The organism is Citrobacter sp. Cb080 (genome assembly GCF_030334745.1).
Lineage (GTDB): Bacteria > Pseudomonadota > Gammaproteobacteria > Enterobacterales > Enterobacteriaceae > Citrobacter > Citrobacter braakii.
The window spans coordinates 90,204-114,498 of the sequence record NZ_JAOWDG010000062.1 but is presented as its reverse complement, the minus strand read 5'-3'; the positions used below and the strand labels follow the sequence as shown (position 1 = coordinate 114,498).

The following is a 24,295-nucleotide window of genomic DNA, read 5'->3' as shown; positions in this document are numbered from 1 at the left end:
ACGGCGCTTAACTCACACTCTCCAGTTGATAGCTGCGAATTTTATTCAGTACCGTGGTATGTGACACCCCCAGCGCTTTAGCGATATGCCGCGACGACACATTCTCTTCCACCATCTGTTCAATAAGCTGGCGTTCAGCACACAAAACCTGTTCTTTAAAAGGACGCTCTGTCGGCGTCAGCTCAACGGCAGGCAAATTCACCATCCCTAATTCTTCCCGCGTAATGACATCGGATTCCGCCATCAGCATCAGGCGAATGATGGTATTTTCCAGTTCGCGAACGTTTCCCGGCCAGGTGTGATGATGCAGGGTATCAAAGCAGGCTTTATCCAGAATGATCCGTCGTTGGAATTCCTTCGCGTATTTCTGCACAAAGTGGCGAATCAATAGGCTGATATCCTGCGGGCGCTCCCGCAGGGGCGGAATGGTCAGTGAAAGTACATTGATGCGGTAATAGAGATCGGCGCGCAGCAGACGTTGTTCCACCATCTCTTCCAGATTGGCGTTGGTTGCCACAATAATGCGCACATTGACCGGAATAATTTGCGCCCCGCCAACGCGACGGATCCCGCCATCCTGAAGTACGCGCAGTAATTTAGCCTGTGAGCTCAGCGACATTTCACCAAACTCATCGAGAAAAAGGGTGCCTTTATCGGCCATTTCAAACAGCCCTTTTTTGCCTTTACAATCTGCACCGCTAAAAGCTCCTTTCTCATAGCCAAAGAATTCACTCTCCATCAACGACTCAGGTAGCGCAGAGCAGTTGACAGGAATAAACGGATAAAAACGTCGCTGCCCGGAATTATGGATAGCCCGGGCAAGCAGTTCTTTGCCAGTACCCGTATCGCCGCGGATCAAAACGGTATATTTGCTGTCGGCAATTTTTATCGCCTTTTCGATAAGCGAGTGCATGCTCTGGCTGCTACAAATAATGTCAGAGAAATAGCGCGGGCGTTCCGGCTCAGGCGTTGACAGTTCGCTTATCTCTTCACACAGGTAAGCGACGTTAATAATATCGGCGCGCCGGCCTAAACAGGATTGCACGCAGGAAATATCCTGTAACTGACGGCACCAGGATTTAATCAGGATCCGTCCAGGCGTGACTTTCATGGAGATGATATTGATATCGCAGCAGGAAAATTCCTTCAGGACATCCTCAACCATCGACAGACGATCAATTGTTTTAATATCCCAGCGTATCGTGACCACATTTGCTCCTGACAGTTAGCAACTGCGAAATAGATATTTCTGTGACGAGAGGAAATCTGACTACATTTTAGACGCTGTGGAATAATGTTCTGCCAGAGGACTCACATTGTGGATGTAAAAACAAAATATAAAAAAACCGGAGCACAAGGCTCCGGTTATCAGGTCATAACCCACGTTTATTGCTGTGGATTTTCATCCTGGTCAACAGCGAAACAGGCCACGAGTTGTCCACCGTAATCCTTCAACTGCGGCTGAAGCTGGGTACACGGACCAAAACGCCGACGGCAGCGGGCATTGAACGCACAGCCCGGCGGTGGATTCAGCGGGCTTGGCAGCTCACCGGTCAGCTTGATACGCTCGCGGCGATCGTCCGGGTTCAGGCGTGGCGTTGCGGAGAGCAGCGCCTGCGTATACGGATGACGCGGATTATTGAAGATCTGATCCTTCGTTCCTTTTTCCACGCAACGGCCTAAATACATCACCATCACCTCATCGGCAATGTGCTCTACCACCGACAGGTCGTGCGAGATAAAGACGTATGACAGCCCCAGTTCCTGCTGCAAGTCCATCATCAGGTTCAGCACCTGCGCACGAACAGAAACGTCCAGCGCCGAGACCGGTTCGTCGGCAATCACCACGTCTGGATCAAGCATCAGCCCGCGAGCGATGGCAATACGCTGACGCTGACCGCCGGAGAACATGTGCGGATAGCGGTCGTAGTGCTCGGTTTTCAGCCCCACTTTCGCCATCATCGCCAGCGCTTTTTCACGACGCTCCTCTTTACTTAGCGTGGAGTTGATCAGCAGCGGCTCTTCCAGAATCTGCCCTACTTTCTTGCGCGGGTTCAGGGAACCGTAAGGGTTCTGGAACACAATCTGGATTTTCTGCCGGCGCAGCTTCTGCGCCTGCGGGTCGTGCTTAAGCAGATCCTGCCCCTGATAATACAGCTCGCCGCCGGTCGGGACTTCAATCATCGTCAGCAGGCGACCAAGGGTGGATTTCCCACAGCCCGACTCGCCTACCACCGCCAGGGTTTTGCCGCGTTCCAGCGTAAAGGAGACGCCGTCCAGCGCTTTCACCAGGCGTTCCGGGGCGAACATCCCCTTCTTCACCGGGTAGTGTTTTTTCAGGTCAATTGCCTGCAACAGCGGCTGTGGCAAAGCGGCCTTTTGCGTACTCATAGCCCAGGCCTCCCGGCATCATCAAGTGGGTAGTGGCATTTCGACTGACGACCGCCTTCCAGCAGGTTCAGTTCAGGTTCTTCAGCGCGGCATTTGTCAGTCGCATAGGGGCAGCGCGGGTTCAGTAAACAACCGGTCGGGCGGTCATATTTACCTGGCACCACGCCCGGCAACGAAGCCAGACGCGCTTTATCCTGAGCGAACTCCGGCAACGCGCGCAGCAACGCCTGGGTATACGGATGACGCGGCGCGCGAAAAATATCCTGCGCGGCCCCGGCTTCCACTACCTGCCCGGCGTACATCACAATGATCTTGTGCGCCGCTTCGGCCACCAGCGCCAGGTCGTGCGTGATTAGGACCAGCGCCATGTTCTCTTTTTGCTGCAATTCCAGCAGTAGCTCGATGATCTGCGCCTGAATGGTCACATCCAGCGCTGTTGTCGGTTCGTCGGCAATCAACAGCTTTGGACGACAGGCAATCGCCATCGCGATCATCACGCGCTGGCTCATCCCACCGGACAACTGGTGCGGATAGACATCCAGACGCGAGGCCGGATCGGGGATCCCCACCAGCGTCAGCAGGTCAATCGCCCGCTGAATACGCGTTTTTTTGTTGCCGCCCTGGTGCACCTTAATGGCTTCCATAATCTGGTAGCCGACGGTGTAGCACGGGTTAAGGCTGGTCATCGGGTCCTGGAAGATCATCGCCACTTCCGCGCCCACTAACTGGCGACGCTCTTTCTCAGAGATGCGCTTCAGGTCACGACCATTAAACTCCAGATTTTCGGCCATAACGCGACCTGGGTAGTCAATCAGTCCCATGATCGCCAGCGAGCTGACGGACTTACCAGAACCGGATTCCCCTACAATGCCAACCACTTCACCCTGGTTCACGCTGTAACTAATGCGGTCTACGGCACGGAATTCGGACCCCACATCGCCGAAGTGCACCGATAATTTATCTACATTTAATAACGCCATCTCGAACCTCTTACTGCTTCAGTTTGGGATCGAGCGCGTCACGCAGACCGTCACCCATCAGGTTAAATGCCAGCACCGTCAGCAGGATTGCCAGCCCCGGGAAGGTCACGACCCACCAGGCGCTTTGGGCAAATTGCAACACGTCAGAGAGCATGGTGCCCCATTCCGGCGTAGGCGGCTGTGCGCCCATCCCCAGGAAGCCGAGGGCAGCCATATCGAGAATGGCGTTAGAGAAGCCAAGCGACGCCTGAACAATCAGCGGCGCAAGACAGTTAGGAAGAATATTGACGAACATCTGGCGCATCGCACCGGCTCCGGCCACGCGGGATGCGGTAACGTAGTCGCGGTTAACCTCCACCAGGACGGCGGCGCGCGTCAGACGCACATAGTGCGGCAATGCCACGAACGTCAGCGCCAGCGCGGCATTGCCAATTGAGGGCCCAAATACCGCCACCAGCACCAGCGCCAGTAACAGGCTCGGCAGTGCCAGCATGATATCGACCACACGCATGATGACGTTATCGACAATCCCACCAAAGTAACCGGCAATCAGCCCGAGAATCACGCCCATCAGCAGGGAGAGCACCACCACCAGACAGCCGACCAACAGAGACAAACGCGCACCGTACATCAGGCGGGACAGCACATCGCGGCCCACATCATCAGTACCAAACAGATGCGCCATGGTACCGCCTTCCTGCCACGCAGGAGGAGCCAGCAGCGTATCGCGGAACTGCTCTGCCGGGTTGTACGGCGCGAGGACGTTGGCAAAGACCGCAATCAGGATCATCACTACAACGTACACCAACCCAACAACCGCACCTTTGTTGCGTTTAAAATAGTGCCAGAACTCCTGCAGCGGGGTCATGGGCACCGGTGCAGCAATAACTTTATTTTCAGTAACCTGTGACATGATGGCCCCTTACTTCCTATGCCGAATACGCGGGTTCACCACGCCGTACAGCAGGTCTACCAGCAGGTTGACGAGGATAATCATCGTCGCGACCAGCAGCACCCCGCCCTGTACCACTGGATAATCACGGCGTTGTAGCGCATCGATCAACCAGCGTCCCAGTCCCGGCCACGAGAAAATAGTCTCGGTCAGGATCGCCCCAGCCAATAACGTACCGACCTGCAGGCCGATAACGGTCACAACGGGCAGCATCGCGTTACGCAGAGCGTGAATGATGATGACGCGCATACGGGTCAGGCCTTTGGCGCGTGCGGTACGAATGTAATCTTCACCCAGTACTTCCAGCATCGATGAACGAGTCATACGCACAATTACCGCCAGAGGGATGGTGCCAAGCACCATTGCCGGCAGGATCATATGCGCCAGCGCATCGATAAAGTTGCCCTCTTCACCCCAAATGGCGGTGTCAATCAGCATAAAACCGGTCAGGGGATTGGAATCATCAAGGAACACCATGTCGCTCACCCGACCGGAAACCGGCGTCAGGTTCCACTGCACGGAAACCAGCATGATCAGCATCATGCCCCACCAGAAAATCGGCATGGAGTAACCGGTCAGCGCCAGGCCAACGGCAGTGTGGTCGAAAATTGAGCCGCGCTTAACGGCAGCAAGTACACCCACCGGAATACCCACCGCAACGGCGAAAATCATCGCGCAGACGCCAAGTTCCAGCGTTGCTTTAAAGCGAGGAACGAACTCTTCCCACACCGGTAATCGGCTTTTCAGCGAGATACCTAAATCACCATGCATAACCCCCCAGATGTAATGGAGGTACTGCTGCCACATCGGTTTATCCAGACCGAGTTCAGCCAACAGTTGAGCATGACGCTCAGGGGAAATTCCACGCTCACCCGCCATGATCATTACCGGATCGCCGGGTATCATATGAACGAAAGCAAAGGTGAGAAGAGTGATACCGATAAACGTGGGGATGACAAGTCCCAAACGTCGGAGAATGAACTGCAACATAACCCGGATTCTCTCTAATGACGCACGGCCTGGAACCGTGAATCTGTATTGCTCACAAATCTTATCTCCCCCTCCAGCGAGAGGGAGATAAAGCATTACTGTCAGGTGGCGCTACGGTGACCCGACTTAACGGTCCGTAGCGCTGCCTGGCTTGCTTTTAATTATTCGACAGAGACGTTTTCGAAGTGATGTTTGCCTAATGGATCAACCACATAGCCTTTCACTTCTTTACGCACTGGTTCATACACGGTGGAGTGAGCAACAATCAGAGCCGGGGCCTGATCGTGCATAACAACCTGAGCTTGCTTGTACAGTTCAATACGTTTGTTGTGATCGTCGGTCGCACGCGCCGGCTGGATCAGATCTTCAAACGGCTTGTAGCACCAGCGAGAGTAGTTGGAACCGTCTTTCGCTGCCGCACAGCTGAACAGGGTGGCGAAGAAGTTGTCCGGATCCCCGTTGTCACCGGTCCAACCCATCATCACCGCCTGATGCTCACCCGCTTTGGCGCGTTTCAGATATTCGCCCCACTCGTAGGTCACAATCTTGGCCTGAACGCCAATTTTCGCCCAGTCAGCCTGAACCATTTCCGCCATACGGCGGGCGTTCGGATTGTAAGGACGCTGTACCGGCATGGCCCACAGCTCAACGGTGAAGCCTTTATCCTGACCCGCTTCCTTCAGCAGCGCTTTAGCCTTTTCAGGATCGTAGGTGTAGTCTTTAACGTCGTCGTTATAGCCCCACATGGTCGGTGGGATCAGGTTTTTCGCGGCAACGCCGGCGCCCTGATATACCGCTTTAATGATGGCTTCTTTGTTCACCGCGTAGGTCAGCGCCTGACGGACTTTCACGTCATCAAACGGTTTCTTCTCGGTGTTGAAAGAGAGGTAACCAACGTTCAGACCGGCCTGCTCCATCAGGTTAATGTTTTTATCCTGCTTCATGCGCGCGATATCTGCCGGGTTCGGGTACGGCATCACCTGGCACTCGTTCTTCTGCAGTTTGGCGTAACGCACGGAAGCGTCAGGCGTAATGGAGAAGACCAGACGGTCAATCTGTGGCTTGGTGCCCCAGTAACCTTCGAATGCTTTATACAGAATACGGGAGTCTTTCTGGTACTGCTGCAGCTGGAACGGACCGGTCCCAATTGGGTTCAGATCCACTTTCTCCGGGGAGCCGGCTTTCAGCATGTTGTCTGCATATTCTTTGGAAAGAATAGAAGCGAAGTCCATCGCCAGGTCAGCCAGGAAAGGCGCTTCCGGGCGAGTCAGCACGAACTGAACGGTTTTATCGTCCACTTTTTTCACTTCGGAGATCAGATCTGGCAGACCCATCCCTTCGAAGTATTCATAGCTACCGCCAGAGACTTTGTGGTACGGGTTCTGGGCATTTTTCTGACGATCGAAAGAGAACACCACGTCATCGGCGTTTAAATCGCGCGTCGGTTTGAAATCTTTGTTGTCCTGCCACTTCACGCCCTGGCGCAGGTGGAAGGTATAGGTTTTACCGTCTTCGCTGATTTCCCACTTCTCAGCAAGGCCCGGGATCACTTCAGTTGTACCGGTTTTGAACTCGACCAGGCGGTTATAGATCGGTACGGAGCTGGCATCATAGGTCGTGCCAGAGGTGAAAAGCTGTGGGTTAAAGCCTTCAGGAGATCCTTCTGAACAATAAACCAGAGTTTTAGCCTGTACGCTTGCGGCGCAGGTCATAGCCACCAGGCTCAGACCAAGCTTCAGCATCCCTGACTTCTTCAAGGAAATACTCATTCTTCTGCTCCAAATGTGATGTTTGTTGTTTTACCCTTTGCAGTGGGTTTGCACCGCCTGGCCTTTTTTGTTTTTTACCCGGCCGGGTCGGCGTTAAGAGGATAGGGATTCCGTTCACATAAGCGACTGAGTTGCAGTGCGGATTCTCCATGAAATGCCCCTCATGCCCTACAATCTGTCAACAGAATGTGAAAACGTCAATACAGGTAACCGTGATTTACACCAACGGTGAGAATTCGCAAACAAAGATTAAAAAAAGTGCAGAAGGACATTTTCAGCAGGGAAATTTGTGCTACGCGCACTATGCCAGAATAAACATCTTCATATTTCGCAACATTTGGTGATTAACATTTATGCAAATTATTAAAACTTTCTAAATTAATGCTGCATATCTGAGCGATTAATGCCATGAACGCTAAAGCGCACAGCGGAAAATGCCAGGTTCAGCCATAAGTAGCGCAAAAAAAGTTTCAAGCAAATATAAAAAAAGGCAATGGAATATGTCACAGAATCGTTAACAGTCAGTGGGAAGTGGTGCACAATTTTTGCAGATAAAAGGAAGGTCAATTTTGGTCGGAGAGAGAGGATTACTCGCCACTGACGTGGCTCGCCCTACGGGCCGTTGCTAACGCAACGTTCTCTCGCTGCGCTCGAGTCGAACCTCTTACCCCCGGAGGTTCTCATCATCGTGGGTTTCAAATGCAAAAAACCCTGCTCGTTGAGCAGGGTTTTGAATTTGGTCGGTGATAGAGGATTCGAACCTCCGACCCCTTCGTCCCGAACGAAGTGCGCTACCAGGCTGCGCCAATCACCGAATGCGGGCGCATCTTACTGCTCAGCCGCGCCCCCGTCAATCCCTTAGTATCAAAATGCCATTTGATCGGCGAGAAAGTCAGCAGCCCAATTACTGAGCCGTAACCTTCTTCGCGTCCGGGATACGGCACCAGTTGTTATTCTCGTTAATACCGCCATTTGGCGAGGTATAACCGAGGCAACCCAAGATAGTGTCGTACAGTTCCACATGACGACGCGGCACCTTCATATCAGCTTCTTGCTTCAGGTGTGCAAACGCCTTCGCATGGTCTGGGTCTTCCAGATATTTATCTGACATCCACACCAGCATAGGAACGCGGAACTGCTCTGGCGGAGCCATTTTACGCGGCGTACCGTGCAGGTGCTCACGCTCGTTAATCGACTCACCGTGATCGGCGGCGTAGAACACTATCGCTTTCTTATCCCGCAGTTGATCAAACACTTTGGTAATAAAGTGATCAACATAGGTTACCGAGTTATCAAAAGAGTTAATCATCTCGGCTTTCGAGCAACCGCTATCCACATTGACACACTCCGGCTTCCACTGCGCATATTCGCGGGTGTAGCGCTGCGTGTAGTTAAAATGCGAACCTTTGGTATGCAGAATAATCAGACGTTTGCCATCATCGTCATTCGGTTGCAGAGACTGCTGCATTTCAGTAATCAACAGCATATCGTCAACGTTCTTGCCACGGTTACGCGGCTCTGCGCCAATCTGCTCTCGGTAAGCGATGTTCTCCGCCATGGTATTGCTGTAGAACCACATCTCGCTTTGCATCGCGTAGAGGTCTGTCTTGAACCCTAACTGACCGAGCACGGAAAAGACGTTTTGTTCTTTCAGGGTACGCTGCGGGTTTTCTTCCGCCCCACCTTCACGCACAAACATACAGCGCAGCGAAAGCTTGGTCGCCGTATCACAGGAATATCCACGGAACGCGGCCAGATTTTTCTCCTGGGCGAGCCTTGGCGTGGTATTTCGCTCATAGCCAAAAATCCCCATATGGTCCCAGCGGGTGGTTTCGCCGATAATAAAAACCACATAGGTGTCGTCGAGGTTCTTAGGCTCAACATAGGTAAATTTCTTCGCCGGGTTCATCAGCGATTTGTTGTCTGAGGATTCATCCACCTGTGCCCAGGCGTACAAACCCAGCGCAGAGAGCCAGTTTGACGGCAAGTAAGAATTCGCCACAACCCCGCCATAGCTGGGTAAATCGATACCTGTTTCTCGCTCTACGCTTCTCTGTTGCATGCTCAGCAGGCGAATCGGCGCCCATACCATCAGGCCGGCCAGTAAAACTACCGCTACGCTACGCCACCTCATGCCCGGTGTACGAATTTGTCTCATCAACGTGTAGCGGCAGCGGTTACTCCAAATCAGCACCAAGGGAATAATACTGACCGAAACCAGCCACACGATGAAATGCCAGCCGACGACTTCTTTCGATAAATCAATATCCGTGGTCATTACGGAGGCGATAATACCGTAACCAATTACCACGTTCAGGAAGGTCATATAATAACTGGCGCCAGCAGAACACAGCACCAAACAGGTTGCCAGGACACGCCAGGCGCGGCGGCCAAACAAAGAGAGAAGTCGTAGTAAAAAGAAGGTCACCAGCACAGTGCCGGCCAATTCAACAACCGCGGAGAGTCCTTTCCAGACGGTAAAATCGTGCGCATATCCGCTAAAGCGACGGAAAAATACAGCACAGTTCATAAACAAACCGATATAGATTGCCAGCAAGAAACTGAGTTTCTGCTGCGTCATCGACTTAATGTATCTCATGCAAACAAACCCTGGAAATCGGGATAAAAAACCCTGAGCAGCGATCAATCAGACCTGACAGAGGAAAAATGCGACAACAGCAGAGGTGAAATGTCTACGGGCGCGGGTAAGTAGACCACAGGAGGGAGCAAAAGTGCTTATAGAGAATGAAAATGGCGCATAAATTTTTGTAAATATATGCGCCAGGTATTAATCATACTACTAATAGATTTAGGCGTGCGCCTCGGTATAGACGCTACGTTGTGGCTGACGAATAGTGGTAGAAAGCGCCAGCGAAATGATTAACAGCGCAAAGATAACGCAGAAGGTCACATAGAACCCGCCAAACAGCGAGGCGATAATGGAACCGCAAATGCTACCGATACCGAAGCCCAGGTAAATAACACCGTAGTTTTTAGCCAGGTTATTCAGACCGAAGAACTCGCTGACCAGTGACGGGAATACGGTGATGGTGCCGCCAAAGTTAAATGCGACACAGGCAATAGCCATAAAGAAGGTTACGTCATTCAGCGGCGCGAACAACAGTGCAGCCATACCGACCAGCGAAACGACCTGACCAATGGTGATCACGCGAATACGGGAGATTTTATCGGACAGAATCCCCAGCACCAGACGACCCGACAGGTTCGCGATAGAAATGACGGTAACCGCATTCGCCGCCGTCGCCACATCCATATGCGCCAGGCTTTGTGCGATATCTTTCGCCACGCCAATGACGTACAGACCGCTCATACACGCTGTCAGGAACATGACTGCCAGCATCCAGTACTGCGGTTTGCGCATGGACTGCGCCAGGGTGTAGTCGTTCTCAACTACGCCATTCTTCGCTTTCACTTCCTGATTCGGCGCATCTTTCATCAGCGTGGAGCCAAAGACGATCATCACCAGTACGATCGCGCCCCAAATCATGAAGGTTTTTTCCAGGCCCACGGTGCTCAGCAGTTGGCTGTCGATAAATTTAAAACCGAGGCTGCCAAGGCCATAAGAACCGATGGCAAAGGCGGAAATCAGCCCTTTACGCTCAGGGAACCATTTTACGCAGTTGGAAAGCGTTAACAGGTAACCTGCACCATCCGCCAGACCAACCAGCACACCGGCGCTCAGCCACAGCATAATCAGGCTGTTGGAATGGGCGGTTAAGAAGAAACCGACGCCGAGTAAAATACCGGAGGCCATGGTGACGCGTTTCACGCCAAAACGTTCCTGCAGCTTGCCGGCAACGGAAGAGGAAATCGCCAGCCCGAGGCTCAGCAGGCCAAAGGAAAATGCCACCTGACTTACCGGCGCATCGAGCTTAGAAGAGAGCGCGCCATTAAACAGGCTCCAGGTATAAACAGAACCTAAAGCAAATTGGGTAATAATCGTGCCGATCAGTGTTAGCCAGCGAGTGCGCTGATAATCAGAAGTTTTCATGGCAGTCTTCCTGCATAAGCAAAATGGGAAATTCTCTGCCAACAACCATACCGAAGCGCTTTTATGGCCAGGAGAAAACGGCATGAAATGCCACCAGGACGGAATGAAATGCCTGGAATGCGGAATGAATGACGAGACAAAAAGTCGGGTTACTGAATTTTATCGTAAGAGTTAGTACACGCTATCGCTGAGGGGCGTGTGATTGTTGATCTCAATATGTAACAGAGATGTTTATATGATGATTGTTTGCGTTAAAATTTGGCACTCACTCCCATGGTGTACATATAGTCGCTGTTATTGGTGCTATTTTCCGCCTGCGAAAGCGCCGCGTAAGCCGCCATGTGCCGGTTCAACAGCATATCTGCGCCAACGGTAACATCCAGCCAGTTACCGTCTTGACCCGCCGCCGTCATGCGACTGAGGCCCGACTGCGCTTTCCAGATATTCTCGCCAAACTGCTGGTTATAGCTGATTTGCGCCCACGGTCGCACATCACCGAACTGAGAATTGACTCGCCAGCCTAACGTGCTGACGCTGGCATGCCACAGCGGATCGTTCTGCGTTACCGACGTCACGCTATCGCCAAATTCGTTGTAAGTAGACGTGGTCGAACCGTCATAATGCAGCGCGGCCACCGGACCGGTCATCACCTGCCTTGAAAGCGGAAAGTTCCAGCCCATACTCATGCCGCTGGTCGCATCCATAGGCGTTTCATCCGCCAGATTCACCACGGGACCCGCCACGTTTTGAGTGGAGCGAATACGTTCTTCCAGAATGTCGTTATAACGTGGTTGGTGATCGCTGTCCCATGTATAACGTTCAGCCGTATGCCCTGACATCGCATCAACGATATATTCTTGTTGCCAGCCATATGCTGTATTGATGAACAGCGCACAAACTACGACGCTCGCCAGAGTTAACCTTTGGCGACCACTACTGTTTCTTATAATCATCAACGCGACTCCAGAAAAGAGCCGAATTCGGCGATATTATTGTCATTGTGTGAAGGATATCGGGCCCATCAGGCCCTGTATTAAATATTGTCTTTTTAGCTGGCGCGTCAAGGCGGGCCGAATGAAATTTTTACGCCAGTAAAAACAGCGAGGAAGAATATGCAGCGTTGCGGATGGGTCAGCCAGGACCCACTTTACATTGCCTACCACGACAAGGAATGGGGCGTCCCCGAAACAGATGGCAACAAGCTGTTCGAAATGATCTGTCTGGAAGGCCAACAGGCCGGTTTATCGTGGATCACCGTGCTAAAGAAACGGGAAAATTATCGCCACGCCTTCCACCATTTTGACCCGGAAAAAGTGGCGGCCATGACCGAAGAGGATGTGGAAAGACTGGTACTGGATGCCGGCATTATTCGCCATAGAGGAAAAATTCAGGCCATTATCGGCAACGCTCGCGCCTTTCTGACCATGGCGCAAAACGGAGAATCGTTTAGCGAGTTCGTCTGGTCGTTTGTTGATAACCAACCGCAACTGACCCGCGCCGCCAACCTGAGCGATATCCCCACCTCTACACCGGCGTCAGATGCTCTGTCTAAAGCGTTAAAAAAACGCGGATTTAAGTTTGTCGGCACCACCATCTGTTACTCCTTTATGCAGGCATGCGGCCTGGTCAATGACCATGTCACCAGCTGTATCTGTTACCCGGGAGAACAACATGATTCGTGAATCAAAGGCTGACGATCTACCGTCGATTCTGGCGCTGTGGATGGAAAGCACGATCCATGCCCATCCGTTTATCGAAGAACGCTACTGGCGCGAAAGTGAATCCATCGTGCGGGATGTTTATCTGCCAGCCGCACAAACCTGGGTATGGGAAGAAGAAGGGGTGCTCAAAGGCTTTGCCAGCGTCATTGACGACCGCTTTCTCGGCGCGCTGTTCGTCGCGCCTGCCGCCATCAGAAGCGGGATCGGCAAAGCGCTGGTGCAGCATGTGCAGCAGCGCTTTTCGTTACTCAGCCTCGAGGTCTACCAGAAGAATCAATCAGCGGTGAACTTCTACCATGCGCTGGGTTTTCGCATTGAAGATGGCGCATGGCAGGAAGAGACTCACCATCCCACGTGGATTATGGGCTGGCAGGCGGATCAAACGCCGTAAGCGCCAACGTTGGTCCGCTGTATTTTTCGAGCCACGCCAGCGCAGTGTTGCCCGCACAGCCATTCCCCAGCTTCGAGCTGGGGAGATCTTTGGTCAGCACGTTGACGGCGCCATTTTTACAAATACCGTTGGCGGCGAGATCCAAATCAGGCCAGGCGCCCTCATGAATACAGATGACACCGGGTTTAATTCCCGTCGTCACGACCGCTCCCGCCAGAACGTGCCCACGCTGGTTCCACACCCTGACCGTGTCGCCATCCGCAATACCGCGCGCTTTGGCATCCTGCGGATGAATCGTGACGGGCTCACGATCCGCTACCGCATACTGTTCGCGCAACGCGCTGTAATTTAGCTGACTGTGCAAACGGTGCGCCGGATGGGCGGAAAGCAGCTGTAACTGGCCCGGCTCGGCGTTACCGAACCACTCATCCGGCTCCAGCCACATCGGATGCCCCGCACAGTCCGCGTAACCGTAACTGGCAATCCTCGCGGAGTAGATTTCAATTTTACCGCTGTCCGTTTTCAGCGGATGCGCCTGTGGGTTGCGGCGAAAATCCGCGAAACGGATAAACTCCGCGCTGGCGGCGTTTTCTGGCATTTCGATCAGCGCATTCCGCTGCCAAAACTCGGTGAATGGCGGCAACGTCACCTGCTGGCTAGCCCCACGCTGCCCGGCAATGTTGTAAAAAGTCTCCAGCCATTCCAGCTCGCTTTTGCCTTCGGTAAATCGCTCATACCCGCCCTTCTCCCAGCGTTCACTCAGCTCGGCAAAGACATCAAAATCATTTCGCGCTTCATCCTGCGGCGATACAACCTGCTTCATCGGCACCAGATGCTGGTTGCTGTAATCGCCGGTCATGGTCAAATCATTACGCTCAAAAGACGTCGTCGCCGGCAGCACGATATCGGCATGCTTCGCTGCGGCTGTCCAGAAACACTCCGAGATAACCACCAGCTCCGGTTTTTGCCAGGCGCGAATCAGACGGTTGGTGTCCTGATGATGGGTGAAGTTAGCGCCGCCCGCCCACCACAGCATACGGATGTCCGGGAAATGGCGGTCCATACCGTTGTGCTGATAAAAACCACCCGGGTTCTCCAGCGCTTCAACAATTCGCGCCACCGGGATTTTATCCACCGCGTCGGTGCCGTTTTTAACGCTGCCCTGCATTGAAGCCAGCACCGCAGCGCGGCGCGTTGGGTTGCCGCCGTTGGCAAAATGGTACGACAGCCCAAAGCCGCCGCCAGGCGTCCCGATTTGCCCGAGCATGGCAGCCAGCGTGACAATCATCCAGTGTTTCTGCTCGCCATACTGCTGGCGTTGCATACCCCACCCCGCCATCAGCATGGTGGTGTTTTGGTGAAATATCGCCGCAAGTTCACGTATTTTCGCCGCCGGAACACCACAAATTTCAGCGGCCCATTCTGCCGTTTTTGCAACATCGTCAGATTTGCCCAGCAGATAGTCGGCAAAACGGTCATATCCGGTCGTACACCGGGCGAGAAAGTCCGCGTCGTGCCAGCCGTTTTCCACCAGCGTATGCGCGATACCCAGCATCAGCGCCACGTCGGTCCCCATATGCGGAGCGATCCATTCCATCTTCTCGCCAAAGAAATCGACGCTTTCCGATCGCATCGGATCGATACAGATCAACCGCTTCCCGCTGCCACGCAGTGCCTCAAAGTAAGCGAGGCCCTGCTCGTCGGAGGCGTTCCAGGCAATTTTCAGGGTATTCAGCGGATTGGCGCTCCATAACACCACCACTTCGCTGTTCTCCAGCACCACCGGCCAACTGGTCTGCTGCTGGTAAACTTCGTTACCGCCCACCACGTACGGCATGATGGCCTGCGCAGCACCCGTCGAGTAATCCCCCAGATGCCCGGTATAACCACCCGCCAGCGCCATATAACGCTGTAGCAGGGTCGCTGCTTTGTGTAACACGCCGTTGGAACGCCAGCCGTAGGAACCGGCAAAAATCGAGGCCGGGCCGTAGCTGTCACGGATGCGTTTATGCTGCGTATGGATAAGATTCAGCGCGTCGTCCCAACTGACACGAACAAATTCATCCTGCCCGCGCACCCCCTGCGGATCCTCCGGCGAGGCGAGAAAGCCTTTACGCACCATGGGAAAACGTACCCGCGTTTTACTGTGTACCTGGTCGCGCACCACGGTTTGCAAAGAGTTGGGATGGGCGGTGGGCAGCACGCCGCGAGAGGAGAAAACCGTCTCGCCATCGGTTTCGACGAGAATAGGTCCCCAGTGGGCGGCGGTTAACACCGAGTAATGTGCGGGTGAATTAGCCAAGATGGCGCTCCTGAATGCGATGTGACGGCTTATTTATTATGCCGTTCAATGTTACTTACAAATTTCAGAGTCTTCCCTGGAATTTTCTTCATGTTCACACGTCATAATCAACCGCCACGGTCGCTGTGGCAAAGAAGAAAAAGTCATTAAGGAATTAAGATGAAGAAACGTGTTTTTGTTATTGCTGCCATCGTGAGCGGCGCCCTGGCGGTTTCTGGCTGCACAACAAACCCTTACACCGGAGAACGCGAAGCGGGTAAATCCGGCATTGGCGCGGGTATTGGCTCTCTGGTCGGCGCGGGTATTGGCGCACTCTCTTCTTCGAAGAAAGATCGCGGCAAAGGCGCGCTGATTGGTGCGGCGGCTGGCGCGGCCGTTGGCGGCGGTGTCGGCTATTACATGGACGTGCAGGAAGCAAAACTGCGCGACAAAATGCAGGGAACGGGCGTCAGCGTGACGCGCAGTGGCGATAACATCATCCTGAATATGCCAAATAACGTCACCTTCGACAGCAACAGCAGCAACCTGAAACCTGCGGGTGCCAACACCCTGACCGGCGTGGCAATGGTACTGAAAGAGTACAATAAAACCGCCGTCAACGTGCTCGGCTTCACCGACAGCACCGGCAGTCAGGATCTGAATATGCGCCTGTCGCAGCAGCGCGCGGACTCTGTGGCCAGCGCCTTAATCACTCAAGGCGTCGCCGCTAACCGTATCCGCACTCAGGGTATGGGCCCGGCAAACCCGATCGCCAGTAACAGCACGGCGGAAGGTAAAGCGCAAAACCGCCGCGTAGAGATCACTTTAAGCCCGCTCCAGTAACGTTTTGTGCCGGATAATGGCAGCGTCTTATCCGGCATGAAGCACTTGCCATCGTTGATTTTCGCGTTAAGGTGTTGTCACCAAATTTAGGGAAATCAGCGATGAGCAAATCAACACGGGCAACCATCAGCGATGTGGCGAAAGCCGCAAAAACCGGCAAGACCAGCATTTCACGCTACCTCAACGGTGAAAAGCACCTGCTTTCCGACGCGCTACTGGCCCGCATTGAACAAGCCATTGCCGATCTCGACTACCGTCCCAGCTTGATGGCAAGAGGCCTGAAACACGGTCGTACCCGTCTGATTGGTCTGATCATCGCCGATATTACTAATCCCTACTCCGTCAACGTGTTAAGCGGGATTGAAGCCGCCTGTCGCGATAAGGGCTTTACCCCGCTGGTGTGTAACACCAACAACGAAGTGGATCAGGAGCTGCATTATCTCGACCTACTGCGCAGCTACCAGGTCGAAGGGATTGTGGTCAACGCCGTTGGAATGCGCGAAGAGGGGCTGAACCGCCTGCAACAGTCTGCGCTACCGATGGTACTGATTGACCGTAAAATCCCCGATTTCGCCTGTGATATGGTCGGGCTGGATAACACCCAGGCGGCAACGGTTGCCACTGAACATCTGGTCGAGCAAGGCTTTGAAGCCATCCTGTTCCTCAGCGAACCGCTGGGCATGGTGAATACCCGCCGCGAACGCCTGAGCGCTTTTCGCGCCACGCTCGCACAGTACCCCGGCGTTATCGCGCAAAATGCCGAAGTCCCGCTAACGGACAATACGCAACTGGATGACACGCTGCGCCAGTTTCACCAGCAGCATCGGGGGATGCGCAAAGCCGTTATCTCTGCCAACGGCGCTCTCACGCTGCAGGTTGCCCGCGCCCTGAAGCGCATTGGCCTTAACTGGGGCAGCGATATCGGCCTGCTCGGTTTTGACGAACTGGAATGGGCGGAGCTGGCGGGCGTCGGTATTACCACGTTGAAACAACCCACATGGCAGATTGGCTACACCGCCGTTGAGCAGGTTGTACGCCGAATTGATGGCGGCTCTGCTGCCATTCAGGAACAGGTATTCTCCGGCGAGCTGATCGTGCGCGGCTCAACCGCCCGTTAAATTTCCTTCGTGATGGTGATCATAAATTCGACATCATGAGCTTTTCTTTGGAACCGGTTCCATCTAGCGTTATAACAAGAATGCTAGTCTGGAGTTTCCATGAAAAGAAAAATTATGGTGGTTACCGCCGCCTACGGCTACGACCAGGTGCAGGCCGCAGGCGGGCAAACGGCAATGTTGCCCATCATTGCCGAAGCCGGTGCTGACGGCGTCGAAATCCGCCGCGAGTTATTAACCGACGCCGAGCTGAAAACGCTGTCCACAATGGCCTCTGCAATCGAACTCTTCGGCCTGCTGGCCTGTTATTCAGCGCCTGAACCGTTATTCCTTGAGGATGGGAACCTGAATCCCCGACTTCCGCAGCTCCTCGAAGAAGCGCAGGCCCTACAGGCACTGTGGTTAAAAGTCTCTCTCGGTCATTTTTCCCATACCGAACAGTTCGACGATTTACGTGAATGGCTGGACAACAGCGGTATGGAGCTGGTTGTGGAAAACGATCAGACCGCCTGCGGACGCCTGCAGCCGATGCAACGTTTTAATGAAGCCTGTCAGACGCAAAGCCTGCCGATATCTCTGACTTTCGATATGGGCAACTGGCTGTGGGTTGGCGACTCCCCGGAACAGGCCGCGCAGAACCTGGCGCCAACCGTCGGATATATCCATGTCAAAGCCGCAGTTACGCATCGCGATAGCTACCGTGCCGTACCGCCTGATGAAGCAGATTCACGCTGGCTGGCGCTGTTAAAAACGCTGCCCAACGATGTTCCGCGCGGTATTGAGTTCCCCCTGGAAGGGCAGGATTTGACGGCGGTTACCCGCCACTACGTCGAGCTGTTACGCGAGGAGTAACACATGAAAAATTCACTGGATGCGGTCACTATTGGTGAAGCGATGGCGATGTTTGTCGCCACGCAAACCGGCGAACTGACGGATGTAGAGCAGTTTATCAAGCGCGTTGCAGGCGCTGAACTCAACGTGGCGACCGGTCTTGCTCGTCTGGGCCTGAAGGTCGGCTGGGTGAGCCGCGTAGGCAACGACAGTTTTGGTCGTTTTATCGTTAAGTCGCTGGAAAAAGAAGGGATAGATGCGCAGGGAGTTACCCAGGACGGGCGTTACGCTACCGGCTTTCAGCTTAAATCTAAGGTCGAAAATGGAACCGATCCCATTGTGGAGTATTTCCGCAAAGGTTCCGCCGCCAGCCACCTCAGCGTTGAGGATTATCACGAGGACTATTTCGCCAGCGCGCGCCACTTGCACCTGAGCGGCGTGGCGGCGGCGCTTTCTGCCAGCTCCTATGAACTACTGGCGCACACCGCCCGCACGCTGAAAGCCCAGGGGAAGACCATCTCGTTCGACCCAAATTTGCGTCCGGTACTGTGGAAAAGCGAAGCCGAAATGGTGGAAAAACTGAACCGGCTGGCATTCCAGGCTGACTGGGTTTTACCTGGATTAAAAGAGGGGATGATTTTAACCGGCCAACAGACGCCTGAAGCCATCGCCGACTTTTATCTGCGCCACGGGGTGAAGGCCGTGATCATCAAAACCGGGGCTGATGGTGCCTGGTACAAAACAGCCAGCGGTGAACAAGGTTGCGTTGCACCGGTAAAAGTCGACAACGTGGTCGATACGGTCGGCGCAGGCGATGGCTTTGCCGTAGGCGTTATCAGCGCCCTGCTGGAAGGCCGTTCGCTGCATCAGGCGGTGACCCGCGGCAATAAAATCGGCGCACTGGCCATTCAGGTTCAGGGCGACAGCGAAGGATTACCCACACGTGAACAATTAGGGGAATAAACTCCCGGCCAACTCTGTCTCTGTACCCTACATACAGAGGCGGCGTATCAGCATAACCAGAGGGCAGTCTATGAATAGCTCAACTAATGCAGCAAAACGCTGGTGGTACATTATGCCAATCGTGTTTATCACGTATAGCCTGGCGTACCTTGACCGTGCGAACTTCAGCTTCGCCTCCGCCGCCGGTATCAACGAGGACCTCGGCATTACCAAAGGGATCTCTTCCCTGCTGGGCGCTCTGTTTTTCCTCGGCTATTTCTTCTTTCAGATCCCAGGCGCGATTTACGCAGAACGGCGCAGCGTACGAAAACTGATTTTTGTCTGTCTGATCCTCTGGGGCGCATGCGCGTCGTTAACCGGTATGGTCAGCAATATTCCAATGCTTGCCGCCATCCGCTTTATTCTTGGCGTCGTTGAAGCCGCGGTGATGCCCGCAATGCTGATTTATATCAGCAACTGGTTTACGAAATCCGAGCGCTCGCGCGCTAACACTTTCCTGATCCTCGGTAACCCGGTTACCGTCCTGTGGATGTCTGTGGTTTCCGGTTATCTGATCCAGGCGCTGGGCTGGCGGGAAATGTTTATCATCGAGGGCTTCCCGGCCATCATCTGGGCGTTCTGCTGGTGGGTATTGGTAAAAGACAAACCGTCTCAGGTCGGCTGGCTGTCAGAATCTGAAAAAGCCGCCCTTCAGGCGCAACTGGAAAAAGAGCAGCAAGGCATCAAAGCCGTGCGTAACTATAGCGAGGCCTTCCGCTCACGTAACGTCATCCTGCTGTGCATGCAGTATTTCGCCTGGAGTATTGGCGTCTATGGTTTTGTCCTGTGGCTACCGTCGATTATCCGCAACGGCGGCGCAAATCTGGGCATGGTAGAGGTTGGCTGGCTGTCATCCGTACCTTATCTGGCGGCGACGGCGGCGATGATCCTCGTCTCCTGGGCCTCCGATAAGCTGCAAAACCGTAAACTGTTTGTCTGGCCGCTGTTATTGATAGCCGCTTTCGCTTTTATCGGCTCCTGGGCCGTGGGTGCAGACCACTTCTGGATTTCTTACACGCTGTTAGTTATTGCGGGTGCGGCAATGTACGCCCCATATGGCCCCTTCTTCGCCATCATCCCGGAAATGCTGCCGCGCAACGTCGCCGGGGGTGCAATGGCGCTGATTAACAGCATGGGCGCGCTAGGCTCATTCTTTGGTTCATGGTTTGTCGGCTACCTCAATGGCGCAACCGGCAGCCCATCCGCCTCGTACATTTTTATGGGGGTAGCGCTTTTTGTCTCAGTATGGCTAACTTTAATTGTTAAGCCTGCTAATAATCAGCAATTACCTATTGGCGCACGCCACGCTTAAATTTTAACTTACGGAGATTCGCATGAAGCCGTCCATTATTCTCTATAAAGCGTTACCTGACGATTTACTGCATCGCCTGGAAGAGCATTTTACTGTGACTCATGTGCCTAACCTGCGCCCGGAAACGGTCGCACAGTACGCCGAGGCTTTTGCCAACGCGGAAGGTCTGCTGGGTTCCAGTGAAGCCGTCAATACCGCCCTACTGGAGAGAATGCCCAGGCTACGTGCGACATCCACGATTTCCGTAGGCTATGACAACTTCGACGTCGATGCCCTCAACGCGCGCAAGGTGCTGTTGATGCACACGCCAACCGTGCTGACGGAAACTGTCGCCGATACGGTAATGGCGCTGGTGTTAAGCACCGCTCGCCGCGTGGTAGAAGTTGCTGAACGGGTGAAAATTGGCGAGTGGACCAAAAGTATCGGGCCGGACTGGTTTGGTACGGATGTACACCACAAAACGCTGGGGATTGTCGGCATGGGCCGTATTGGTCTGGCGCTGGCGCAACGCGCGCATTTTGGTTTTAGCATGCCGATTCTTTATAACGCGCGCCGTCATCACCAGGAGGCGGAAGAACGCTTCAACGCGCGTTACTGCGACCTCGATACGCTGTTGCAGGAGTCCGATTTTGTCTGCCTGATCCTGCCGTTAACCGCAGAAACGCATCATCTGTTTAGTACCGAACAGTTTGCCAAAATGAAGTCCTCCGCCATTTTCATTAACGCCGGGCGTGGGCCAGTGGTCGATGAAAAAGCGCTGATTGCCGCCCTGCAAAGCGGGGAAATTCATGCCGCAGGCCTGGATGTGTTTGAGCAGGAGCCATTACCAGCAGACTCACCGTTATTGGCGTTGCCAAACGTGGTAGCCGTGCCGCACATAGGTTCAGCTACGCATGAAACGCGCTATAACATGGCGGCCTGTGCGGTGGATAACTTAATCGATGCTCTGCAAGGACGCGTTGAGAAGAATTGCGTGAACCCGCAGGTCGCGCCATAAACAAAAGGCCGGGTAGCACTTACGCTTACCCGGCCTTTTATGTATTACAGCGCCTTCATTACTGAGCGGCATTCACCGCAGCAGTCCAGGCCTGATTAAATGCCTGATGCTGAGAGGCCAACGGGCCAATCAGAGTGTTGTACTGACTTGCCTGCTGTGAAGTTGGGAACTGGATACCGTTAGCGACAAAGCTCACCTGCGTATCCTGCTGTGCCACAAAATCACCGACCTGCACTAACTGCTGCGTGAAGATTTGCGCGGCAGGGATCAGCGGCTGTAGCGCCTCTGAAGGTACAGTGACGACTTTATTGTAGACCTGGTCAAAGACCGGCTTCAGATCCTCGCCCTGCTTCAGCGCGCCATGCGCAGCATCTGCCTGCAGTTTCGCATTCTGCAACTGTTGCCCTAATACGCCCAACGCACCATTTGCCTGACGCAGCGGTTCACGCTGAGTCACATAATCCTGAGGAACACGAATCGCATTTACGCTATCAACCACCGGGCGCAGACCGGAGTCCATTGCCTGATTAACCTGCTGCGAATAGCCATACAGAATCGCGTAATCGGACACAAACGGGCCAAACTGTTTTTTCTGATCGGCGGTCAGCGTTGGTAAACGCTCTCCGCTACGCATTGCAGTATTCTGCAGAAAATCGATAAACGCTTTGCGTTGATCGCCTTCTTTATCAAAACACCCACTCAGGCCAACTACCATTAAGAGCGCCAAAACAGGCGCAAACCAGCGAGAGCAGGACTTACCTGTCGCCATTTTAATACTCCTTTCACCCAAAAATGCGCACAACGACACCCGCGTGCCTGACGTTGACAAGGATAGTCCAGGTCAGCCCCGCAAGATACCCTTTCCGCGTAATCTTGTGGGGGAAAATAACCGCTCCCGCCACCCATCGTTTTGCTAAACAATGCGCCATTTACCACACGACGTCATATTTTAGTCATCTTTACAATTGGGATCGATCGTTCGCAGATCCCGACCTTTATCAGTTCGTTAGCCTGCAAAAGATTGTCGACCCCGATCCGCTGAAACGAATCCATCACGCAAACCTAAAATCCGGCTTCATTTTTTCCGACTACTCTTAATGAGCTTCGATGAAATTCACGATCCCGCTGTGTGATTTGTAGGAGTTCTCAATGGAATACAAAGATCCTATGTTTGAACTGCTGAGCAGTCTGGAGCAGATTGTTTTTAAAGATGTATCGCAGACGGTTACTCTGACGCAAAAAACCAACCCTTTCACCGAATTTGAACAGCTACGACGAGGGACAGGTTTAAAAACAGATGATTTTGCCCGAGTGATGGGCGTGACAGTCGCGACGGTTCATGAATGGGAGTCTAAACGCGTAAAGCCTTCCAATACCGAATTGAAGTTAATGCGCCTGATTCAGGCAGACCCAAGATTAAGTAAGCAACTGATGGATTGAACTATTTTTCAATTTTACTTATGAACGGTCCTGTAAAAGGGCCGTTCCCTTAAGGGGGTTATCCACAAAAAAGAAAATAGTAGTTGCATCCACATGCGTAAAATGAGTTAATGCCCTCAACGGTTTGACGTACAGACCATTACAGCAGTTAGTAAGGCAAGTCCCTTCAAGAGTTATCGTTGATACCCTTCGTAGTGAGCATTTCCTTTACTGTTAAAAAATCTGTAAAGCACGCCATATCGCCGAAAGGCACACTTATTTTTTAAAAGGTAATACACTATGTCCGGTAAAATGACTGGTATCGTAAAATGGTTCAACGCTGACAAAGGTTTCGGCTTCATCACTCCTGACGATGGCTCTAAAGACGTGTTCGTACACTTCTCTGCTATCCAGAACGATGGCTACAAATCTCTGGACGAAGGTCAGAAAGTTTCCTTCACCATCGAAAGCGGCGCTAAAGGCCCGGCAGCTGGCAACGTAACCAGCCTGTAAGCTTAAAAAGCTCAAAATTCTGAATCCCTGCCAAACGGCGGGGATTTTTTTTATCTGTACTTCGCAAGACTCCCCGCCCAAACGCTTCTTTGCATTACTTTACCCGTCCTCCCTTTGACCTTTCCCTAAGGGCAAGCTTTATAGTGAGCCAGTCTGTATTCCACAATATTCACAAGGAATTGAAGCTATGTCGAAATCCTCACTGCTGCTGGTTTTAGGTTTGCTCACAACCGGTAGCGCGTTCGCAGCAACTCCGGAAGCTGCTTTTCTGGCGGAACACGGGCTCAGCGGTAAATCCGTCGAGCAAATCGTCGAGACCATTGACCAGTCGCCACAGAACCGCCCGCTGCCGTACTCAGCATCTATCACCAGTACCGAACTGAAGCTCTCTTCGGGCGATCAGATTTATACCCTACCGCTCGGTGACAAGTTCTATCTGTCATTTGCCCCCTATGAATGGCAAACACATCCTTGCTTCAACCACAGCCTTTCTGGCTGCCAGGGCGAAATGCCGGAGAAGGCATTCAATGTCAAAGTGACGGATAACAAGGGTGAGGTGATGGTACAAAAAGTGATGAAGAGCGGTCGAAATGGCTTCGTCGGGGTATGGCTACCGCGCAATATGGCAGGCACAATCGCGGTAAGTTACAACGGTAAAACGGCAGAGTATCCCATCAAGACGATGGAAGACAGCCAGACCTGTCTGACAAAATTACAGCTGCGCTAACAACATACAAAAAAGCCGGATGGCACAATGCTTATCCGGCTTTTCTAAG

General features: G+C 53.2%; 23 protein-coding genes, 1 tRNA gene and 1 other RNA gene. 11 read left to right on the top strand and 14 right to left on the bottom strand.

From position 1 onward, the window contains the following. Nucleotides 1–7 precede the first annotated feature (7 nt). The 12 genes from OGV38_RS11040 to OGV38_RS10985 all read right to left on the bottom strand — a co-directional run bounded on the left by OGV38_RS11040 (nt 8) and on the right by OGV38_RS10985 (nt 12,047). Nucleotides 8–1,210 (bottom strand): sigma-54 interaction domain-containing protein, encoded by a 1,203-nt coding sequence (locus tag OGV38_RS11040; protein WP_141895690.1) that lies wholly within the window; start codon nt 1,208–1,210, stop codon nt 8–10. A 176-nt stretch (nt 1,211–1,386) separates the two neighbouring features. Continuing rightward, nucleotides 1,387–2,391, bottom strand: a complete 1,005-nt coding sequence (dppF, locus tag OGV38_RS11035) for a dipeptide ABC transporter ATP-binding subunit DppF (RefSeq protein WP_003827418.1) — start codon at nt 2,389–2,391, stop codon at nt 1,387–1,389. After that, on the bottom strand, nt 2,388–3,371 hold the full coding sequence (gene dppD / locus OGV38_RS11030) for a dipeptide ABC transporter ATP-binding protein (RefSeq protein ID WP_016154901.1): 984 nt from the start codon (nt 3,369–3,371) through the stop codon (nt 2,388–2,390). Before dppD ends, dppF begins: the two co-directional genes overlap by 4 nt. A 10-nt stretch (nt 3,372–3,381) precedes the next feature. Further along, the gene (gene dppC / locus OGV38_RS11025; RefSeq protein ID WP_016154902.1) at nt 3,382–4,284 is read right to left on the bottom strand and encodes a dipeptide ABC transporter permease DppC; all 903 of its coding nucleotides are present in this window, start codon (nt 4,282–4,284) and stop codon (nt 3,382–3,384) included. A gap of 9 nt (nt 4,285–4,293) precedes the next feature. Then, on the bottom strand, nt 4,294–5,313 hold the full coding sequence (dppB, locus tag OGV38_RS11020; RefSeq protein ID WP_016154903.1) for a dipeptide ABC transporter permease DppB: 1,020 nt from the start codon (nt 5,311–5,313) through the stop codon (nt 4,294–4,296). 161 nt (nt 5,314–5,474) lie between these two features. Beyond that, nucleotides 5,475–7,082 carry a dipeptide ABC transporter periplasmic-binding protein DppA gene (gene dppA / locus OGV38_RS11015; RefSeq protein WP_016154904.1) on the bottom strand — a complete coding sequence of 536 codons (1,608 nt, stop codon included), beginning with the start codon at nt 7,080–7,082 and terminating at the stop codon, nt 5,475–5,477. Then, nucleotides 6,997–7,233, bottom strand: coding sequence for a hypothetical protein (locus tag OGV38_RS11010; RefSeq protein WP_137398959.1), 237 nt, complete (start codon nt 7,231–7,233; stop codon nt 6,997–6,999). The genes dppA and OGV38_RS11010 overlap by 86 nt, the downstream gene beginning before the upstream one ends. Before the next feature lie 419 nt (nt 7,234–7,652). Further along, nucleotides 7,653–7,786, bottom strand: a non-coding RNA gene (locus tag OGV38_RS11005) — RtT sRNA. A gap of 33 nt (nt 7,787–7,819) precedes the next feature. Then, nucleotides 7,820–7,896, bottom strand: a tRNA-Pro gene (locus tag OGV38_RS11000). Nucleotides 7,897–7,986: 90 nt separating this feature from the next. Then, nucleotides 7,987–9,681, bottom strand: coding sequence for a kdo(2)-lipid A phosphoethanolamine 7''-transferase (gene eptB, locus OGV38_RS10995; protein ID WP_181546697.1), 1,695 nt, complete (start codon nt 9,679–9,681; stop codon nt 7,987–7,989). Between the two features lie 210 nt (nt 9,682–9,891). Further along, nucleotides 9,892–11,094 carry an L-lactate MFS transporter gene (locus OGV38_RS10990; protein WP_016154906.1) on the bottom strand — a complete coding sequence of 401 codons (1,203 nt, stop codon included), beginning with the start codon at nt 11,092–11,094 and terminating at the stop codon, nt 9,892–9,894. Nucleotides 11,095–11,345: 251 nt separating this feature from the next. After that, a complete protein-coding gene (locus OGV38_RS10985) occupies nt 11,346–12,047 on the bottom strand; it encodes an autotransporter outer membrane beta-barrel domain-containing protein (RefSeq protein ID WP_016154907.1) in 702 nt (233 codons plus the stop codon). Between the two features lie 159 nt (nt 12,048–12,206). Between OGV38_RS10985 and tag the strand changes: the two genes are divergently transcribed. Both tag and OGV38_RS10975 read left to right on the top strand, forming a co-directional pair. After that, entirely contained in the window at nt 12,207–12,776 is a 570-nt protein-coding gene (gene tag / locus OGV38_RS10980) for a DNA-3-methyladenine glycosylase I (RefSeq protein WP_047358205.1), read from the top strand. Continuing rightward, the gene (locus tag OGV38_RS10975; RefSeq protein ID WP_016157718.1) at nt 12,766–13,206 is read left to right on the top strand and encodes an N-acetyltransferase; all 441 of its coding nucleotides are present in this window, start codon (nt 12,766–12,768) and stop codon (nt 13,204–13,206) included. The genes tag and OGV38_RS10975 overlap by 11 nt, the downstream gene beginning before the upstream one ends. Here the strand turns inward: OGV38_RS10975 and OGV38_RS10970 are convergent. Beyond that, the gene (locus OGV38_RS10970) at nt 13,175–15,508 is read right to left on the bottom strand and encodes a molybdopterin guanine dinucleotide-containing S/N-oxide reductase (protein WP_211941390.1); all 2,334 of its coding nucleotides are present in this window, start codon (nt 15,506–15,508) and stop codon (nt 13,175–13,177) included. The two genes, OGV38_RS10975 and OGV38_RS10970, sit on opposite strands and share 32 nt — an antisense overlap. A 159-nt stretch (nt 15,509–15,667) precedes the next feature. Here OGV38_RS10970 and OGV38_RS10965 point away from each other — a divergent pair, with 159 nt between their 5' ends. From OGV38_RS10965 to ghrB, 6 genes are all read left to right on the top strand, one after another. Next, a complete protein-coding gene (locus tag OGV38_RS10965) occupies nt 15,668–16,330 on the top strand; it encodes an OmpA family lipoprotein (protein WP_016157720.1) in 663 nt (220 codons plus the stop codon). Nucleotides 16,331–16,431: 101 nt separating this feature from the next. Next, nucleotides 16,432–17,448, top strand: a complete 1,017-nt coding sequence (locus OGV38_RS10960; protein ID WP_005133828.1) for a LacI family DNA-binding transcriptional regulator — start codon at nt 16,432–16,434, stop codon at nt 17,446–17,448. Between the two features lie 99 nt (nt 17,449–17,547). Beyond that, nucleotides 17,548–18,297 carry a sugar phosphate isomerase/epimerase family protein gene (locus OGV38_RS10955; RefSeq protein ID WP_269519139.1) on the top strand — a complete coding sequence of 250 codons (750 nt, stop codon included), beginning with the start codon at nt 17,548–17,550 and terminating at the stop codon, nt 18,295–18,297. A 3-nt stretch (nt 18,298–18,300) separates the two neighbouring features. Next, nucleotides 18,301–19,239, top strand: a complete 939-nt coding sequence (locus tag OGV38_RS10950; RefSeq protein ID WP_046275780.1) for a sugar kinase — start codon at nt 18,301–18,303, stop codon at nt 19,237–19,239. 70 nt (nt 19,240–19,309) lie between these two features. Further along, nucleotides 19,310–20,590 (top strand): MFS transporter, encoded by a 1,281-nt coding sequence (locus OGV38_RS10945; protein WP_003827389.1) that lies wholly within the window; start codon nt 19,310–19,312, stop codon nt 20,588–20,590. 22 nt (nt 20,591–20,612) lie between these two features. Next, on the top strand, nt 20,613–21,587 hold the full coding sequence (ghrB, locus tag OGV38_RS10940; RefSeq protein ID WP_047415858.1) for a glyoxylate/hydroxypyruvate reductase GhrB: 975 nt from the start codon (nt 20,613–20,615) through the stop codon (nt 21,585–21,587). A gap of 58 nt (nt 21,588–21,645) precedes the next feature. On the opposite strand, the gene OGV38_RS10935 is transcribed toward ghrB, so the two are convergent. Further along, nucleotides 21,646–22,356, bottom strand: a complete 711-nt coding sequence (locus OGV38_RS10935) for a DUF3053 domain-containing protein (protein ID WP_016154915.1) — start codon at nt 22,354–22,356, stop codon at nt 21,646–21,648. Nucleotides 22,357–22,736: 380 nt separating this feature from the next. Between OGV38_RS10935 and OGV38_RS10930 the strand changes: the two genes are divergently transcribed. The 3 genes from OGV38_RS10930 (at nt 22,737) to cueP (ending at nt 24,246) form a co-directional block, all read left to right on the top strand. Next, nucleotides 22,737–23,027 carry an HTH-type transcriptional regulator gene (locus OGV38_RS10930; RefSeq protein WP_016157726.1) on the top strand — a complete coding sequence of 97 codons (291 nt, stop codon included), beginning with the start codon at nt 22,737–22,739 and terminating at the stop codon, nt 23,025–23,027. 279 nt (nt 23,028–23,306) lie between these two features. Further along, the gene (gene cspE, locus OGV38_RS10925) at nt 23,307–23,519 is read left to right on the top strand and encodes a transcription antiterminator/RNA stability regulator CspE (protein ID WP_000014594.1); all 213 of its coding nucleotides are present in this window, start codon (nt 23,307–23,309) and stop codon (nt 23,517–23,519) included. Nucleotides 23,520–23,706: 187 nt separating this feature from the next. After that, complete coding sequence (gene cueP / locus OGV38_RS10920; RefSeq protein ID WP_104651747.1) at nt 23,707–24,246, top strand: copper-binding periplasmic metallochaperone CueP; 540 nt, start codon at nt 23,707–23,709, stop codon at nt 24,244–24,246. Nucleotides 24,247–24,295: the final 49 nt, after the last annotated feature.